Here is a 15534-nt window from a genome sequence, read left to right as displayed (position 1 = left end):
GGCCCGGCGGGTCAGGTGGCCAGGGCCTCTTCCTGGGTCCCGCTGACCCGCGGCTCGGTGACCCGCACCTCGGACGTCGGCCGCCGGTCCTCGGGCGGCTGCTGCCGGTGCGCCGGGTCGCGGACCTCGCCCACCAGCAGCTCCAGCACGTCCTCCAGTGCCACCAGGCCGAGCACCCGGCCGGAGGCGTCGGCGACCTGGGCGAGATGGGTGCCCGCCCGGCGCATCACCGTCAGGGCGTCGTCCAGCGGCAGCTCCGAGCGCAGGGTCGTCATATGACGCCAGACGTGCTGCGGGACGGCCCGGTCGGAGTCCTCCAGGTCGAGGACGTCCTTGATGTGCACGTAGCCCATGAAGGCGCCGTTCTCCGCGGCGACCGGGAAGCGGGAGTAGCCGGTGCGCGCGGTCAGCTCCACGATCCGGCCCGGCGTGACCGACGGTCCGACCGTGACGAGAGACTCCCGGCTCAGCAGCACGTCCGTCACCGGGCGGGAGCCCAGCTCCAGGGCGTCCTCCAGCCGCTCCTGCTCCTCTGGGTCGAGGAACCCGGCCTGTCCGGAGTCCTCGACCAGCCGGCCCAGCTGCACGCTGGTGAAGACCGCCTCCACCTCGTCCTTGGGCTCCACGCGGAACAGCCTGAGGACGGCCTGGGCGCAGGCGCCGAGGGCATGGGTGACGGGCCCGCACAGCCGGGCGAAGGCGACCAGCCCCGGGGCGAGCCACAGCGCGGTCTTCTCCGGGGCGGCCATGGCGAGGTTCTTCGGGACCATCTCGCCGATGACGAGGTGGAAGAAGACCACGGCCGCGAGCGCGATGACATATCCGAGGGGATGGACCATGCCGTGCGGCAGATGGACCCACTCGAAGACCGGCTCCAGCAGATGCGCCACGGTCGGCTCGGCGACCGCGCCCAGGGTCAGGGAGCACATGGTGATGCCGAACTGGGCGGCGGCCATCATCCGCGGCAGCCGCTCCAGCCCGTACAGCACCTGGCGGGCGCGGGCGGTGCCGAGGGGTTCGATCTGGCTGCGGCGCACCGAGACCAGGGCGAACTCGGCGCCGACGAAGAAGCCGTTGGCCAGCACCAGCAGTGCGGCGAACAGCAGTTGCAGCACGCTCATCGGGCCGCCTCCCGCACGGCGGCGGTCCGCACCAGGCGCACCCGCTCGGCGCGGTAGTGGCCGACCCTGCGCACGGACAGCCGCCAGCCGGGCAGCTCGGTCCGGTCACCGGCGGCCGGGATACGGCCCAGCAGATCGGCGACGAGTCCGGCGACGGTCTCGTAGGGGCCCTCGGGGACCTCCAGACCTATGCGCGCGAGGGTGTCGACGCGGCAGCTGCCGTCCACGTCCCAGGCGGGCCTGCCGTCCTCGGCGGGGGCGGGGGCCAGTTCGGGGATGTCGTGGCCGTCGTGCTCGTCGCGGACCTCGCCGACGATCTCCTCGACGATGTCCTCCAGGGTGACGACCCCGGCGGTGCCGCCGTACTCGTCGACCACGACGGCGATGGGCTGCTCGCTGCGCAGCCGGGCGAGCAGCGGCTGGACCGGCAGGGTCTCGGGGACGAGCAGCGCGGGCCGGGCGATCCGGGCGACCGGGGTGCGCAGCCGGTCGTGCACGGGCACGGCGAGGGCGTCCTTGAGGTGGGCCATGCCGACGATCTCGTCGATCTTCTCCCGGTACACGGGGAAGCGGGACAGACCGGTGGCACGGGTGAGGTTGACGACGTCCTCCGCGGTGGCGGTGGACTGGAGCGCGCTGACCTTCACGCGCGGGGTCATCACGTGCTGGGCGGTCAGCTCGGCCAGCGACAGGGTGCGCACGAACAGGTCGGCGGTGTCCTGCTCCAGGGCGCCGGCCTGCGCGGAGTGGCGGGCCAGGGACACCAGCTCGCCGGGGGTGCGGGCGGAGGCCAGCTCCTCGGCGGGCTCGACACCGAGGGCGCGCACCAGCCGGTTGGCGACCGCGTTGAGCCCGGCGATCACCGGCCGGAACAACCGGGCGAAGGCGTGCTGCGGGCCGGCGACGAACCGCGCGACCTGCATCGGCCGGGACACGGCCCAGTTCTTGGGGACCAGTTCGCCGACGACCATCTGCACGGCGGAGGCCAGCAGCATGCCGACGACCACCGCCACGCCGGAGACGGCGCCCTCGGGGACGCCGAGCGCGGTGACCGGCCCGCCGAGCAGCTCGGCCAGGGCGGGTTCGGCCAGCATGCCGACGACGAGGGAGGTGATGGTGATGCCGAGCTGGGTGCCGGAGAGCTGGAAGGACAGTTCCTTCAGCGACTCCACGACCGTACGGGCGCGGCGGTCGCCCTCGGCGGCGGCCTTCTCGGCCTCGGGACGCTCGACGGTCACCAGGCCGAACTCGGCGGCCACGAAGAACCCGTTGGCCAGGATGAGCACGAATGCGGCTGCCAGAAGCAGCAGGGGGGCGGTCATGATGCCGCCGCCTGGGCATGAGCGCGGACCGGGTCCGTGCTATGTCGGCAGGGGGCGGCGCAGGTACTGCAGGACGATCCGTCCATCGCCGGAGGGAGTCACTCCTCGGGTAGCAGGAACCCCTGTGCACCGGGCGGTGCCACAGGGGCGGAGGCGCAGCGAAAACGCCTCCGCCACCAGATTAATCAAGACACGGGCCGGTGCGGCAGGGGCGACGTCCCGGAGTCGGCCCCGGGATCGCCCCGAGCCGCCCCCGAGGTCAGCTCCCGGACCCCTCGGGGCCGTTGCCGGAGCGGGCCTCCACCAGCGCCCGCAGGGCGCGGGCGTCGGCGATGGCCTGCTCCTTGGCGATGCCGGGCTGGATGCCGATGGCGGGCAGGCTGGTGCCGTCGCTGAGGTCGAGGAACACCCAGGGGTCCCCGACGCGCAGGTTCACCTGCACGATCTCCGCCCAGGCCAGGCGGCGGGTGCCGGCGAAGTTGACGATCGTCACACCCGTCTCGTCGGCGACGACTTTCGGCCGGGCCAGCATGAGCACGACGCCGGACAGCATCGCCGCGGTGACGACGAAGCTGAGCCGCTCGCCGGGCCCGAGACGGTCGAGCAGCAGCGCGATCGCCGAGACGACCACGAAGATGGCCGCGGCCGCGGTGAGCAGGACCGCACGGGTGCGGGCGGGCCGGAAGGTGACGGGAAGAGCGGGAACGCTGGACATGCCGGGGCCGTCTCTCAGAGCCGGCAGGCGTGGATGGCGGTGGTGAGGATGGCCCGTGCGCCGATCGCGTACAGGTCGTCCATGATCCGCTGCGCCTCCTTGGTCGGCACCATGGCGCGCACGGCGACCCAGCCCTCGTTGTGCAGGGGGGAGACGGTGGGGCCCTCCAGGCCCGGGGTGATGGCGACAGCCGCTTCCAGGTGCTCGGCGCGGATATCGTAGTCCATCATCACGTAGGTGCGCGCGACCAGGACTCCCTGGAGTCGGCGCAGGAACTGCTGGACCTTGGGGTCCTCGGTGTCGGCGCCGGTGCGGCGGACGACGACGGCCTCGGACTTCATGATCGGCTCGCCGAAGACCTCCAGGCCCGCGTTGCGCAGGGAGGTGCCGGTCTCGACGACGTCGGCGATGACCTCGGCGACGCCCAGCTCGATGGCCGTCTCGACGGCACCGTCGAGGTGCACGACGGCGGCGTCGACGCCGTTGTCGGCGAGGTGCTTGGCGACGATGCCCTCGTAGGAGGTGGCGACCGTCATGCCCTTGAGGTCCTCCACGCCGCCGGCCGTGCCCGGCTTGGTGGCGTAGCGGAAGGTGGAGCGGGCGAAGCCCAGCGGCAGGATCTCCTCGGCGTTGGCGCCGGAGTCGATCAGCAGGTCGCGGCCGGTGATGCCGATGTCGAGGCGGCCGGAGGAGACGTAGATCGCGATGTCGCGGGGACGGAGGTAGAAGAACTCGACCTCGTTCTCCGGGTCGACGATCTGCAGCTCCTTGGACTCGCGGCGCTGCTGGTAGCCGGCCTCATGCAGCATGTCCGCCGCAGGGCCTGAGAGGGAACCCTTGTTGGGGACGGCGATGCGCAGCATGAGGTCGGCTTCCTTTGCGTGAAGGGGTGTTCTGCGGCTGTCGGGGTGTTGCTTACAGGTGGGCGTAGACGTCGTCGAGGGAGATGCCCCGGGCGACCATCATCACCTGGACGTGGTACAGCAGCTGCGAGATCTCCTCGGCCGCCGCCTCCTTGCCCTCGTACTCGGCGGCCATCCAGACCTCGGCGGCCTCTTCGACGACCTTCTTGCCGATGGCATGGACTCCCTTGTCCACCAGTTCCGCGGTGCGGGAGGTGGCGGGATCGCCGTGGGCGGCCTTCTGCTGGAGCTCGGTGAACAGCTCCTCGAACGTCTTCTTGGACATGGTGGTCCTCACCCTACGCGCTCCCCGGTACCGCTCAGTGCCACGGTTCAGATACTGAACGCAGGGTGGCCGCGGTGGCGACGGCGGCGGTGACCGCCTCGTGCCCCTTGTCCTCGCTGGATCCCTCCAGACCGGCCCGGTCCAGGGCCTGTGCCTCGTCGTCACAGGTGAGCACGCCGAAGCCGACGGGGACGCCGGTGTCCACGGAGACCTGTGTCAGGCCCTGGGTGACGCCCTGGCAGACGAAGTCGAAGTGGGGGGTGCCGCCGCGGATCACGACGCCGAGGGCGACGATCGCGTCGTAGCCGCGGCCGGCGAGCACCTTGGCGACCACCGGGAGCTCCCAGCTGCCGGGGACCCGCAGCAGGGTCGGCTCGTCGATGCCCAGGTCGTGCAGGGCGCGCAGGGCGCCGTCCACCAGTCCGTCCATCACCTTCTCGTGCCACTGCGCCGCGATGACGGCGACCCGCAGGTCGCCCACGTTGCGTACGGACAGTTCGGGTGCGCCCTTGCCGCTCACGTTCTCTTGTCTCCTCGGTGCTTGCTTACTGGTTGCCGCAGGTGGACACGGCGGGCGTGTCCAGCCAGGGCAGATCGTGGCCCATCCGGTCCCGCTTGGTGCGCAGGTAGCGGAGGTTGTGCTCGCCCGCGGTCACGGGCATCGGCTCGCGTTCGGTGACGTCGATGCCGTGCCGGACGAGCGCGTCGGTCTTGTCGGGGTTGTTGGTCATCAGGCGGACGCTGACGACACCCAGGTCCTTGAGCATCTGCGCCCCGGCGCCGTAGTCGCGGGCGTCGGCGGGCAGGCCGAGTTCCAGGTTGGCGTCGAGGGTGTCGCGTCCGCGCTCCTGGAGCTCGTAGGCGCGCAGCTTGGACAGCAGTCCGATGCCGCGCCCCTCATGGCCGCGCAGGTAGACCACCACTCCCCTGCCCTCGGCCTGGATGCGTTCCAGGGAGGCGTCGAGCTGGGGGCCGCAGTCGCAGCGCTGGGAGCCGAAGACGTCCCCGGTGAGGCACTCGGAGTGGACGCGGACCAGGACGTTCTCGCCGTTGCCGAGGTCGCCGTGGACGAGGGCGACGTGCTCGACGCCGTCGACGGTGGAGCGGTAGCCGTACGCCGTGAAGGTGCCGTGGACGGTGGGCAGCCGGGTCTCGGCCTCGCGGCGGACGGTGGGCTCGCTGGAGCGGCGGTAGGCGATCAGGTCCTCGATGGAGATGATCGTCAGACCGTGCTTGCGGGCGAACGGGATCAGCTCGGGCAGGCGCAGCATACGGCCGTCCTCTCCGGCGATCTCGACGATGGCGCCGGCCGGGCGCAGTCCCGCGAGGCGGGCGAGGTCGACGGCGGCCTCGGTGTGGCCGTTGCGGGTGAGGACGCCGCCGGCCTTGGCGCGCAGCGGGAAGATGTGGCCGGGGCGGACGAAGTCGCCGGGCTCGGCGGTGCCGCTCGCGAGGAGCTGGAGCGTGGTCGCGCGGTCGGCGGCGGAGATGCCGGTGCTCACCCCGTGGGCGGCCGAGGCGTCCACCGAGACCGTGAACGCGGTCTGCATCGACTCGGTGTTGTCGGCGACCATCTGCGGCAGCCGGAGGCGCTCCAGCTCGTCGCTCTCCATGGGCGCGCAGATCAGGCCGCGGCACTCGCTCATCATGAAGGCGACGATCTCGGGGGTCGCGTGCTCGGCGGCGACGACGAGGTCGCCCTCGTTCTCGCGGTCCTCGTCGTCGACGACGACGATCGGGCGGCCGGCGGCGATGTCGGCGATCGCCTGCTCGACGGGGTCGAGCCGGAAGCCGTCCAGGTCGTCGCCGGGGTACAGGATCGATGCGGTGCTCATGCGGGCGCTCCTTCCAGGGCGGGCCGCGGGCCCCTGCGGGAGCGCAGCCACCAGTCGCGCATGCCCCACAGGACGAGCGCGCCGTAGATGACGTAGACGAAACCGGAGAAGGCGTAGCCGTTGGCGAAGTTCAGCGGGACGCCGACGAGGTCGACGAGCAGCCAGGCGAACCAGAACTCGACCATTCCGCGGGCCTGGGCGTACATGGCGACGACGGTGCCGACGAAGATGTACGCGTCCGGCCAGGGGTCCCAGGACAGGGACGGGTACGCCTTGAAGAGGAGGGCCACGGCGACGGTGCCGGCGGCGGCCGCGGCGATCATCGCGCCGCGTTCGCGCCAGGTGGCGAAGCGGACGGAGATGTGGCCGTCCTCGTCCTGCCCCTTGCCGCGGTTCCACTGCCACCAGCCGTACAGGGCGACGACCATGACGACGACCTGCTTGCCGGCGCTGCCGGTGAGGTGCCCGTAGAAGGCGGCGAAGAGGATCAGGCCGGCGAGGAACTGCACGGGCCAGGTCCACACGGAGCGGCGCCAGCCGAGGGCGAGGGCGACCAGGCCGAAGACGTTGCCGGCCATGTCCGACCAGATGATGTGCTGGTCGAAGAGGACGAACGCCTCGGAGTTCAGCCAGTTCACCGGTCCTCGCCCCGGTTCTCGCCCTGGCCGGCCGTGAGCAGGCGCTCGACGTACTTGGCGATCACGTCCACCTCCAGGTTGACCGGGTCGCCGGGCTGCTTGTGGCCGAGCGTGGTCAGGGCGAGGGTGGTGGGGATCAGGCTCACGGTGAAGTAGTCGGGTCCGGCCTCGACGACCGTGAGGCTGATGCCGTCGACGGTGATGGAGCCCTTCTCGACGACGTAGCGGGTGAGGTCGGCGGGCAGGGAGATCTTCACGATCTCCCAGTGCTCGGAGGGGGTGCGCGCGACGACGCTGCCCGTGCCGTCGACGTGGCCCTGCACGATGTGGCCGCCGAGGCGGGCACCCACGGCGGTGGGGCGTTCGAGGTTGACGCGGGAGCCTGCGGTGAGGACGCCCAGGCTGGAGCGCTTGAGGGTCTCGGCCATGACGTCGGCGGTGAACTCGTCGCCCTCGTGGTCGACGACCGTGAGGCACACTCCGTTGACGGCGATGGAGTCACCGTGCTGCGCGCCTTCGGTGACGACGGGGCCGCGCACGCGGAAGCGACAGGCGTCGTCGAGGGTCTCGACGGCGGTGATCTCGCCCAGCTCTTCGACGATTCCGGTGAACACTTCCCGGGTCCTCCTGCCTCTTCGGGCACGGACTCCGGGGCTGTCGATGACGACAACGGGACGAGCGAGGACACCGGGAGCGACGCCGGACAAGGTGCGCCGGATACGGCGGACCGGTACGGCGGCGCGCACACATGTGCCCGCCCGCCGCGCACTGCCTCCCATCCGGACTTTAACCGTCGGTCCAGGAATTTCACCTGGTCAACCGGCCGCTGGAGGCGACCGGGTCGCGGACTGTAACCGCCGGTTCGGACTTTCACCGACCCCGGAGTGCGCTGCTGTTGGTACACGGCCAGTTTGCCACGGCCGGTACTCGTCCATGCGGGTGATGCGTGTGGAGTGGCTCACAGGCCGGGCCGTCCGCGGCCCGGCCCGGGGAGAGACCCGGGCCGGGAAGGACCCCGCCCCGGGTCCGGGGAGGGTCCGGTCCAGGTCCGGGGAGGGTCCGGTCCGGGGCCGGGGAGGGTCCGGTCCGGGGCCGGGGAGGGTCCGGTCCGGGGCCGGGGAGGGTCCGGTCCGGGGCCGGGGAGGGTCCCGGAAATTGGTCCATACCTATTGACGCATTGGTCTAGTCCTCCCTAGGGTCTGCGCAACTTCCGTGGAGAGGAACCGAATTGCTGTCCCCCGCACGCAATCGAGCCAGACCCGCTGCCCTGTTCGCCGCCGCCGGCGCGGCCGCCGGCCTGCTGCTGGCCGGCCTCCCGGCCGTCTCGCACGCCGCCGACCAGGACTCCTGTCGTCCCGACGGCCTGTACAAGACGCCCGGCGTCGACGTCCCCTACTGCTCGGTCTACGACGCCGACGGCCGCGAGAAGATGGGCGCCGACCACCAGCGCCGGGTGATCGGCTACTTCACCGGCTGGCGCACCGGCAAGGACGGCACGCCCGCCTACCTCGCCTCGAACATCCCGTGGGACAAGATCACCCACATCAACTACGCGTTCGCGCACATCGACGGCGCGAACAAGATCTCCGTCGGCACGGACAACGCCACGAACGCCGCGACCGGGATGACCTGGCCCGGCGTGGCCGGTGCCGAGATGGACCCCGCGCTCCCCTACAAGGGCCATTTCAACCTGCTGAACAAGTTCAAGAAGCAGCACCCGAACGTCAAGACGATGATCTCCGTGGGCGGCTGGGCCGAGACCGGCGGCTACTTCGCGGACGACGGCTCCCGGGTGAACTCGGGCGGCTTCTACTCGATGGCCACCAACGCCGACGGCTCGGTCAACCAGGCGGGCATCGACACCTTCGCGGACTCCGCCGTCGCCTTCATCAGGAAGTACGGCTTCAACGGCGTCGACATCGACTACGAGTACCCGACCACCATGAAGGACGCGGGCAACCCGCTCGACTGGTCCTTCGCCAACGCCCGCCGGGCCGGCCTGGTCAAGAGCTACGCGGCCCTGATGAAGTCCTTGCGCGAGAAGCTCGACCGCGCGGGCGCGGCCGACGGCAGGCACTACCTGCTGTCCGTGGCGGCCCCCTCCTCCGGCTATCTGCTGCGCGGCATGGAGACCTTCCAGGTCCAGAAGTACCTGGACTACGTCAACATCATGTCGTACGACCTGCACGGCGCCTGGAACGAGTACGTCGGTCCGAACGCCTCCCTCTTCGACGACGGCAAGGACGGGGAACTCGCCGCGGCGGGCGTCTACGGCAGCCAGCAGTACGGCGGCATCGGCTACCTGAACACCGACTGGGCCTACCACTACTTCCGCGGGTCCATGCCGGCCGGCCGCATCAACATCGGCCTGCCCTACTACACGCGCGGCTTCAAGAACGTCCAGGGCGGCACGGACGGCCTGTGGGGCAAGGCGGCCGCCACCACCTGCCCGGCCGGGTCCGGCCTGACCAAGTGCGGTGACGGCGCGGTCGGCATCGACAACCTGTGGCACGACAAGGACGACAACGGCAAGGAGTCCCCGGCGGGCTCCAACCCGATGTGGCACGCCAAGAACCTGGAGAAGGGCGTCGTCGGCGACTACGTCACCAAGTACGGCTTCCCGGCCGACACCCGGCTGGCCGGCAGCTACGCCCGCAGGTACGACTCCACCCTGGTCGCCCCGTGGCTGTGGAACGCCGAGAAGAAGGTGTTCCTGTCCACCGAGGACGAGCAGTCGGTGGCCGCGAAGGCCGACTACGTCGTCGACCGCGGCATCGGCGGCACGATGGTGTGGGAGCTGGCCGGCGACTACGCCTGGAACGCCGCCAAGGGCCAGTACGAGCCCGGCTCCACGCTCACCTCGCTGATGTACGACAAGTTCAAGGCGGCCGCCCCCTACGGCGCGAAGGTCTCGAACAAGGCGCTGCCCGCGCAGGCCGTCGACATCGGTGTGGAGTTCGGCGACTTCAAGCTCGGCGACTCCAACTACCCGATCACCCCCAAGGTGAAGATCACCAACAACACGCGGACGGCCCTGCCGGGCGGCACGGAGTTCCAGTTCGACTACTCCACCGCGGCGCCGGGCAACGCCTCCGACCAGTCGGGCTTCGGCACGAAGGTGATCAGCAGCGACCACACCGGATCCAACGTCGGCGGACTGAAGGGCGACTTCCACCGTGTCTCGCTGAAGCTGCCGGCCTGGCAGTCGCTCGCCCCGGGCGCGTCGGTGGAGCTGTCGTTCAACTACTACCTGCCGGTGTCCACCCCGTGGAACTGGACCGTGAACATCGCCGGCACGACGTACGCGCTGGCCGGGAACCTGGCGCGGGGCACCACCGTGGTGGAACCGGGCTCGTCGACGCCCACGCCGACGCCGACCCCGACGGACCCCACGTCCCCGTCCCCGACGCCGACGCCGACGCCGACCGGCGGGACGTGCACGGCTCCGGCCTGGGACACGGCCACCGCCTACTCGGGAGGCAACACGGTGTCCCACAAGGGGCACTCGTGGAAGGCCAAGTGGTGGACGAAGGGCGAGGAGCCCGGAACCACCGGCGAGTGGGGTGTGTGGCAGGACCTCGGTTCCTGCTGATCCCCTCGATGACGGACCCGGCGGCGGTGACGACGGCCCTTGCCCCGCCGCCGGGTCCCCCTCAACGGCGTACCGCCACCGGCCTCCCGGGCTCCGCCCGCGGAGGCCGCTCTGGCAGGGTGAGGGCATGACGACCGCCGCGCTCGCCGACGAGTTCCAGAGCCATCGCCCCCGGCTGTTCGGCCTCGCCTACCGCCTGCTCGGCTCCGCCGACGAGGCGGAGGACGCGGTGCAGGACGCCTGGCTGCGCTTCAGCGGCACCGAGCGCGCGCAGATCGAGAAGCCGGGGGCCTGGCTCGCCAAGGTCGTCACCAATCTCTGTCTGACCCGGCTGACCTCCGCGCGCGTCCGCCGCGAGAGCTATGTGGGCACCTGGCTGCCGGAACCGGTCGCCACCTTCGACGGCGCCCTCGGCCCGCTGGAGTCCGCCGAGCAGCGCGACGCCGTGTCGCTGGCGGTGCTGGTGCTGCTGGAGCGGCTCACCCCGACCGAGCGGGCGGTGTACGTGCTGCGCGAGGCGTTCGGGTACGGGCACCGCGACATCGCGGGCGCGCTGGACCTCAGCGAGGCGAACTGCCGCCAGCTCTACCGCCGGGCCGTGCAGCGGGTGGCCGAGGACCGGCACCGCTTCGACCCGGAGCCCGACCGGCAGCGGGAACTCGTCTCCTCCTTCCTCACCGCCTCCCGCGAGGGTGATCTGGCCGGTCTGGAGAAGGTGCTCGCCGCCGATGTCACCTGGTACAGCGACGGCGGCGGCAAGGTCAGGGCGGCCCTGCGCCCGATCGAGGGACGCGACAAGGTCGTGCGGTTCCTGGTGGGCGTCACTGAGCGGCACCTGGCCGACGTGCGGTACTCGGTGGCCGAGGTCAACGGGGCGACGGCGCTGCTCGCGTGGGCGGGCGAGCAGCTCGTCGCGATGACCTCGTTCGCACTGCGCGACGGGCTGATCGCCGAGGCCCGCACCATACTGAACCCGGACAAACTGGACTTTCTTCAGCGGCAGCTCACCGGACGGTAGGGCCACTTCCCCCGGGGCTGTCACATTCCGCGGGGCTGCACGGTCCCAGCCGGGAAGGGCGCTCCACCGGGGAGCGCCCGGCGTCCGAAGGGGCTGAACAGCATGACCACGATCCTGGTGACCGGCGGCACCGGAGTGCTCGGCCGGCTCGTCACCGAGCGGCTGCGCGCGGACGGGCACGAGGTGCGGGTGCTCAGCCGGAACTCCCGGCCCTACGCCGTGGACCTGCGGGAGGGCGGGAGCGCACTGGACGCGGCGGTGGCGGGGGTGGACACGGTCGTGCACTGCGCGAGCACGCCGCGCGGCGGGGACGAGCGGGCGGCGGCGCATCTGATCGACGCGGCGCGGCGGGCGGGGGTCGGGCATCTGGTCTACATCTCCATCGTCGGGGTGGACCGGGTGCCGTTCGGCTACTACAGGTCCAAGCTCGCCGTGGAGCGGCTGGTCGAGCGGTCGGGGCTGGGCTGGACGACACTGCGCGCCACACAGTTCCACGACCTGCTGGTGCGGGTGCTGGGGTCGCTGGCGAAGCTTCCGGTGATGCCGCTGCCGGCCGGGGTGAGCGACCAGCCGATCGAGGTCGCGGAGGTCGCCGAACGGCTCGCCGGGCTGGCCGTCGGGCCTCCCGCGGGCCGGGTCGAGGACATGGGCGGCCCCGAGGTGCGCTCCTTCGAGTCGCTGGCCCGCGCGTATCTCGCGGCCACGGGCCGGCGCCGGGCCCTGGTGAGGGTGCCTCTGTGGGGAGCGGCGTACCGCGCCTTCCGCGCGGGCGGCCACCTCACCCCGGAACGGGCCGTGGGCCGAGGCACCTTCGAGGCGTACCTGGACGGACACGTACGGCAGCGCGGCGCCGCCCCGAAGCCCTGACGGCCCCCGCACGGACCCCCGCGGTCACGGGGCGGGACGTCGCGGGCAGCCGGCGGCCACGGGACACGGCCGGGTCCCGGGCGGACAGCGCCCGCACGGCCGGCACCAGGAGCGCGGCCGGGCCGGAGTCGGTCGGCGGTACCGCCTCGTCCGGGTCAGCGTTCGGGCGGCGCGAACAGTTCGTCCTGCGCCCGGTCCCGTGCGGTGAGCAGCGCCCCGCGCAGGACGGCGCCGCCGCCGAGGGCACTCGCCCTGACCTCGGTCTCCAGCGGCGACATCCGCCGGATCCGCTCCTCCACCCGGTGTGCCAGTGCCTCGCCTCCGGCCTGCCCGACCTCCCCGCCGAGCACGACGCACCCGGGATCCAGTACCGCGGCGACCGAGGCGACGCCGATGGCCACCCGGTCGGCCAGGGCGTCGAGGAAGCCGGCGCCGGGGGCGGAGTCCGGTCCGAGAGCGGCCCGGACCAGGGTCGCGGCGCTCAGTTCCTCGGGCCCGGCCTCCGCGGTCAGGCCGTGCTCCGCCGCCAGCAGCTCGACGGCCTGGGCGCCCGCGAGGGAGTGGAAGCCGCCTCCGCAGTCCGTCGCGGAGGGGAGGGAGTGCGTCCCGGGGACGGGCAGGAAGCCGATCTCGCCCGTACCGCCGGAGGCCCCGCGGCGCAGGACGCCGTCGAGGACGACCGCGGCACCGGTGCCGCCGCCCAGCCAGAGCAGGACGAAGGTGTCACGGTCGCGGGCGACGCCCTCGCGCTGCTCGGCGAGGGCGGCCAGGTTGGTCTCGTTCTCCACGGTGACGCGGGCCTCGGGGAGCCGCTCCTGGAGCGCGGCCACCAGACGCCGGTGCCACTCGGGCAGCTTGGTCGTGTCGCGCAGCTCGCCCGCCGCCGGGTCGATCAGGCCGGGCGCCCCGATGCCGACGGTGTGCAGCCGGTCCGCCCCGGCCTCCTTCACGGCCCGCTCGACCAGCGCGACGGCCTGCTCCACCGCGGGACCCGTCCCCGTGTCCCCGCCGATCGGCACGGCCGCCTCCGTGAGCACCCGGCCGAGCAGGTCGGAGACGGTCACCCGGACGCCCTCGGTGCGCACGTCGAGGGCGGCGAGATGCGCGCGCTCGGCGACGATGCCGTACAGCTTGGCGTTGGGCCCCCGGCGCTGCTCGCCCGCCTCTCCGACGACCCTGACGAGGCCGGCCGCGGTGAGCCGCTCGACGAGATCGGCGACCGTGGGCCGGGACAGCCCGGTGAGCCGCTTGAGCTGCGGGGCCGTCAGCGGCCCCTCCTCCTGGAGCAGCCGCAGGGCGAGGCGGTCGTTGAGGGCTCGGGCGGTGCTCGGGGATGCGGCCATGCCGGGATCCTCCCAGAAGCGCGGGGCCGCTCGGATCACGGCCTCGGACGGACCCCCTCCCCGAAACCCACTATCTATCAGGCAGGGTCCCTGATAGTTTACGCCACCGGAGCCTGCCGCACGGGCATGCCCACGGGGAGGGCGGGAAGATGGGTGACGTGACCTCAGCGGTCTCACGGGACTCGGAGGCCGATGCCGTGGACCGGCGCGCGGTGGTGCGCGCCCGCTACGCGGTGGCCGCCGTGTTCACCGTGCACGGAGCGGTGACCGGCTCGTTCGCGACCCGCGTGCCGTGGATCCAGGACCACGCCGGGGTGAGTGCCGGACAGCTGGGCCTCGCGCTCGCGTTCCCGGCGCTCGGGGCGTCCCTCTCGATGCCGCTGGCGGGACGGATCAGCCACACCTTCGGCGCGCGCAACGCGCTGCGCGGTCTGATCGCGCTGTGGACGCTGGCGCTCACGCTCCCGGCGCTCGCCCCGAACCTGCTCACGCTCTGCGCGGCGCTGTTCGTCTTCGGCGCCACGGCGGGCATGGCGGACGTGGCCATGAACGCCCTCGGGGTGGAGGTCGAGAACCGGCTGGACCGCTCGATCATGTCCGGGCTGCACGGCATGTGGAGTGCGGGCGCCCTGCTCGGCTCGGTGGCCGGCACCCTCGCCGCTCACCTCGGCACCGACGCCCGGCTGCACCACATACTGGCGGCCGCCGTGCTGACCGCCCTCGGCATCGGGGCCTGCGCCTGGGTGCTGGACCTCCAGCCGGCCGCGGACGAGGAGCCTCCGCCGCGGTTCGCGCTGCCGCCGAGGTCCGCGCTGCTCATCGGCGCGATCGGCTTCTGCGCGGTGTTCGCCGAGGGCGCCAGCCTGGACTGGTCGGCGGTGTACCTGCGCGACCGGCTGGACTCCTCGGCGGGGCTGGCCGCCGCGTGCACCACGGGCTTCACGCTCACCATGGCGGTGGCCCGGATCGCGGGCGACAAGGTGGTGGACCGCTACGGCTCGGTGCGCACGGTCCGGGCGGGCGGGGTCCTCGCCGTGCTCGGCGGACTGCTCGTCGTGCTCTCCCGGCAGCCGGCGCCGGCGATGGCCGGCTTCGCGCTGATGGGCCTCGGCATCGCGGTCGTGGTGCCGCTGTGCTTCGCCGCGGCGGGCCGCAGCGGCCCCAACCCCAGCCAGGCCATCGCGGGTGTCGCCACCATCACCTACACCTCGGGGCTGGTCGCGCCGGGCGCGATCGGCGGGCTGGCCCAGGCGACCAGCCTGGTGGTGTCGTTCGGCCTGGTGACCGTGCTGGCCTGCGGCCTCGTCGCGTTCGCCGGGGTCCTGCGGGCGGGCGACCGGGACCGGCCGAAGGTCAGCCGTCCGTCGGACGCAGCAGTGACCGGCCCGCGGTCCTGAACCCCTCGCTCCACGGCGCCGGGCGCAGCGTGGCCGCGTCCAGGCGGACCAGCACCCCGCTGCCGTGGGCGTAGGTCGTGGCGCCGTCGGCGGAGCAGAAGCGGAAGCCGTAGGTCAGACCGGTGGTGCCGAGCCGCTCCAGCCACAGATGGACGGCGTACTCACCGGGCCGCGTCACCGGGGCCTCGTAGGTGATCCGCAGCTCCTTGACGGCGTTGCAGGCGTCACCGGCCGCCACCCAGTCGCCCTCGAAGCGGAATCCGTGCCCCTCCCACAGTGCGGTCCAGGCGCGCTCGGCCAGCAGCGGATAGCGGGCGTTGTGCAGCAGGCCGAGCGCGTCCAGGTCGTCGAAGTGGACGGTGACGGGCAGGAGCCTGCCGTACGGCAGGGCGGGGGCGGGCGGAGCTTCGGCGGTCACGGGCGTCTCTCCTGTGATGGACGGTTCAACCACCCCATACTAAGCGGGCGCTCAGAAGCCTTCGGGCGGGGAGAATGACC

At 72.3% G+C, this 15534-nt stretch carries 15 protein-coding genes and 1 riboswitch; of the genes, 4 read left to right on the top strand and 11 right to left on the bottom strand.

The features are described from left to right. Positions 1-11 precede the first annotated feature (11 nt). The 9 genes from ACIQGV_RS28120 to ACIQGV_RS28080 all read right to left on the bottom strand — a co-directional run bounded on the left by ACIQGV_RS28120 (position 12) and on the right by ACIQGV_RS28080 (position 7433). Positions 12-1121 (bottom strand): hemolysin family protein, encoded by a 1110-nt coding sequence (locus tag ACIQGV_RS28120; RefSeq protein WP_402498983.1) that lies wholly within the window; start codon positions 1119-1121, stop codon positions 12-14. Beyond that, positions 1118-2443, bottom strand: coding sequence for a hemolysin family protein (locus ACIQGV_RS28115; protein ID WP_402498981.1), 1326 nt, complete (start codon positions 2441-2443; stop codon positions 1118-1120). Before ACIQGV_RS28115 ends, ACIQGV_RS28120 begins: the two co-directional genes overlap by 4 nt. A gap of 259 nt (positions 2444-2702) precedes the next feature. Beyond that, positions 2703-3158, bottom strand: coding sequence for a PH domain-containing protein (locus ACIQGV_RS28110; RefSeq protein ID WP_402498978.1), 456 nt, complete (start codon positions 3156-3158; stop codon positions 2703-2705). A gap of 14 nt (positions 3159-3172) precedes the next feature. Beyond that, entirely contained in the window at positions 3173-4021 is an 849-nt protein-coding gene (hisG, locus tag ACIQGV_RS28105; RefSeq protein WP_402498976.1) for an ATP phosphoribosyltransferase, read from the bottom strand. Between the two features lie 52 nt (positions 4022-4073). Further along, on the bottom strand, positions 4074-4346 hold the full coding sequence (locus ACIQGV_RS28100) for a phosphoribosyl-ATP diphosphatase (RefSeq protein WP_029383007.1): 273 nt from the start codon (positions 4344-4346) through the stop codon (positions 4074-4076). A 34-nt stretch (positions 4347-4380) separates the two neighbouring features. Next, the gene (ribH, locus tag ACIQGV_RS28095; RefSeq protein ID WP_402498974.1) at positions 4381-4866 is read right to left on the bottom strand and encodes a 6,7-dimethyl-8-ribityllumazine synthase; all 486 of its coding nucleotides are present in this window, start codon (positions 4864-4866) and stop codon (positions 4381-4383) included. Positions 4867-4891: 25 nt separating this feature from the next. Next, on the bottom strand, positions 4892-6181 hold the full coding sequence (locus tag ACIQGV_RS28090) for a bifunctional 3,4-dihydroxy-2-butanone-4-phosphate synthase/GTP cyclohydrolase II (protein ID WP_402498972.1): 1290 nt from the start codon (positions 6179-6181) through the stop codon (positions 4892-4894). Then, positions 6178-6819 (bottom strand): nicotinamide riboside transporter PnuC, encoded by a 642-nt coding sequence (locus ACIQGV_RS28085; RefSeq protein ID WP_402498970.1) that lies wholly within the window; start codon positions 6817-6819, stop codon positions 6178-6180. Before ACIQGV_RS28085 ends, ACIQGV_RS28090 begins: the two co-directional genes overlap by 4 nt. Next, positions 6816-7433, bottom strand: a complete 618-nt coding sequence (locus ACIQGV_RS28080) for a riboflavin synthase (protein WP_402498968.1) — start codon at positions 7431-7433, stop codon at positions 6816-6818. Before ACIQGV_RS28080 ends, ACIQGV_RS28085 begins: the two co-directional genes overlap by 4 nt. 147 nt (positions 7434-7580) lie before the next feature. Continuing rightward, positions 7581-7711, bottom strand: a riboswitch (FMN riboswitch). Between the two features lie 336 nt (positions 7712-8047). On the opposite strand from ACIQGV_RS28080, the gene ACIQGV_RS28075 reads away from it, so the two are divergent. The 3 genes from ACIQGV_RS28075 (at position 8048) to ACIQGV_RS28065 (ending at position 12296) form a co-directional block, all read left to right on the top strand. Beyond that, a complete protein-coding gene (locus ACIQGV_RS28075) occupies positions 8048-10411 on the top strand; it encodes a chitinase C-terminal domain-containing protein (protein WP_402498965.1) in 2364 nt (787 codons plus the stop codon). A 127-nt stretch (positions 10412-10538) separates the two neighbouring features. Then, positions 10539-11429: an RNA polymerase sigma-70 factor gene (locus tag ACIQGV_RS28070; protein WP_402498963.1), complete on the top strand. Its 891-nt coding sequence runs from the start codon at positions 10539-10541 to the stop codon at positions 11427-11429. A 102-nt stretch (positions 11430-11531) separates the two neighbouring features. Beyond that, positions 11532-12296: an SDR family oxidoreductase gene (locus tag ACIQGV_RS28065; protein WP_402498960.1), complete on the top strand. Its 765-nt coding sequence runs from the start codon at positions 11532-11534 to the stop codon at positions 12294-12296. A gap of 155 nt (positions 12297-12451) precedes the next feature. Here ACIQGV_RS28065 and ACIQGV_RS28060 read toward each other — a convergent pair whose 3' ends face one another. After that, a complete protein-coding gene (locus ACIQGV_RS28060; RefSeq protein WP_402498958.1) occupies positions 12452-13639 on the bottom strand; it encodes an ROK family transcriptional regulator in 1188 nt (395 codons plus the stop codon). Between the two features lie 158 nt (positions 13640-13797). Here ACIQGV_RS28060 and ACIQGV_RS28055 point away from each other — a divergent pair, with 158 nt between their 5' ends. Then, complete coding sequence (locus ACIQGV_RS28055; protein WP_402498957.1) at positions 13798-15036, top strand: MFS transporter; 1239 nt, start codon at positions 13798-13800, stop codon at positions 15034-15036. On the opposite strand, the gene ACIQGV_RS28050 is transcribed toward ACIQGV_RS28055, so the two are convergent. After that, on the bottom strand, positions 14993-15454 hold the full coding sequence (locus ACIQGV_RS28050) for an acyl-CoA thioesterase (protein ID WP_402498955.1): 462 nt from the start codon (positions 15452-15454) through the stop codon (positions 14993-14995). The genes ACIQGV_RS28055 and ACIQGV_RS28050 overlap by 44 nt on opposite strands. Positions 15455-15534: the final 80 nt, after the last annotated feature.

Source organism: Streptomyces sp. NPDC093094 (assembly GCF_044754345.1).
In the GTDB taxonomy this organism is placed as follows: Bacteria; Actinomycetota; Actinomycetes; order Streptomycetales; family Streptomycetaceae; genus Streptomyces.
Note: the sequence above shows the minus strand (reverse complement) of the source record. Positions and strands in the feature narration are given on the sequence as shown.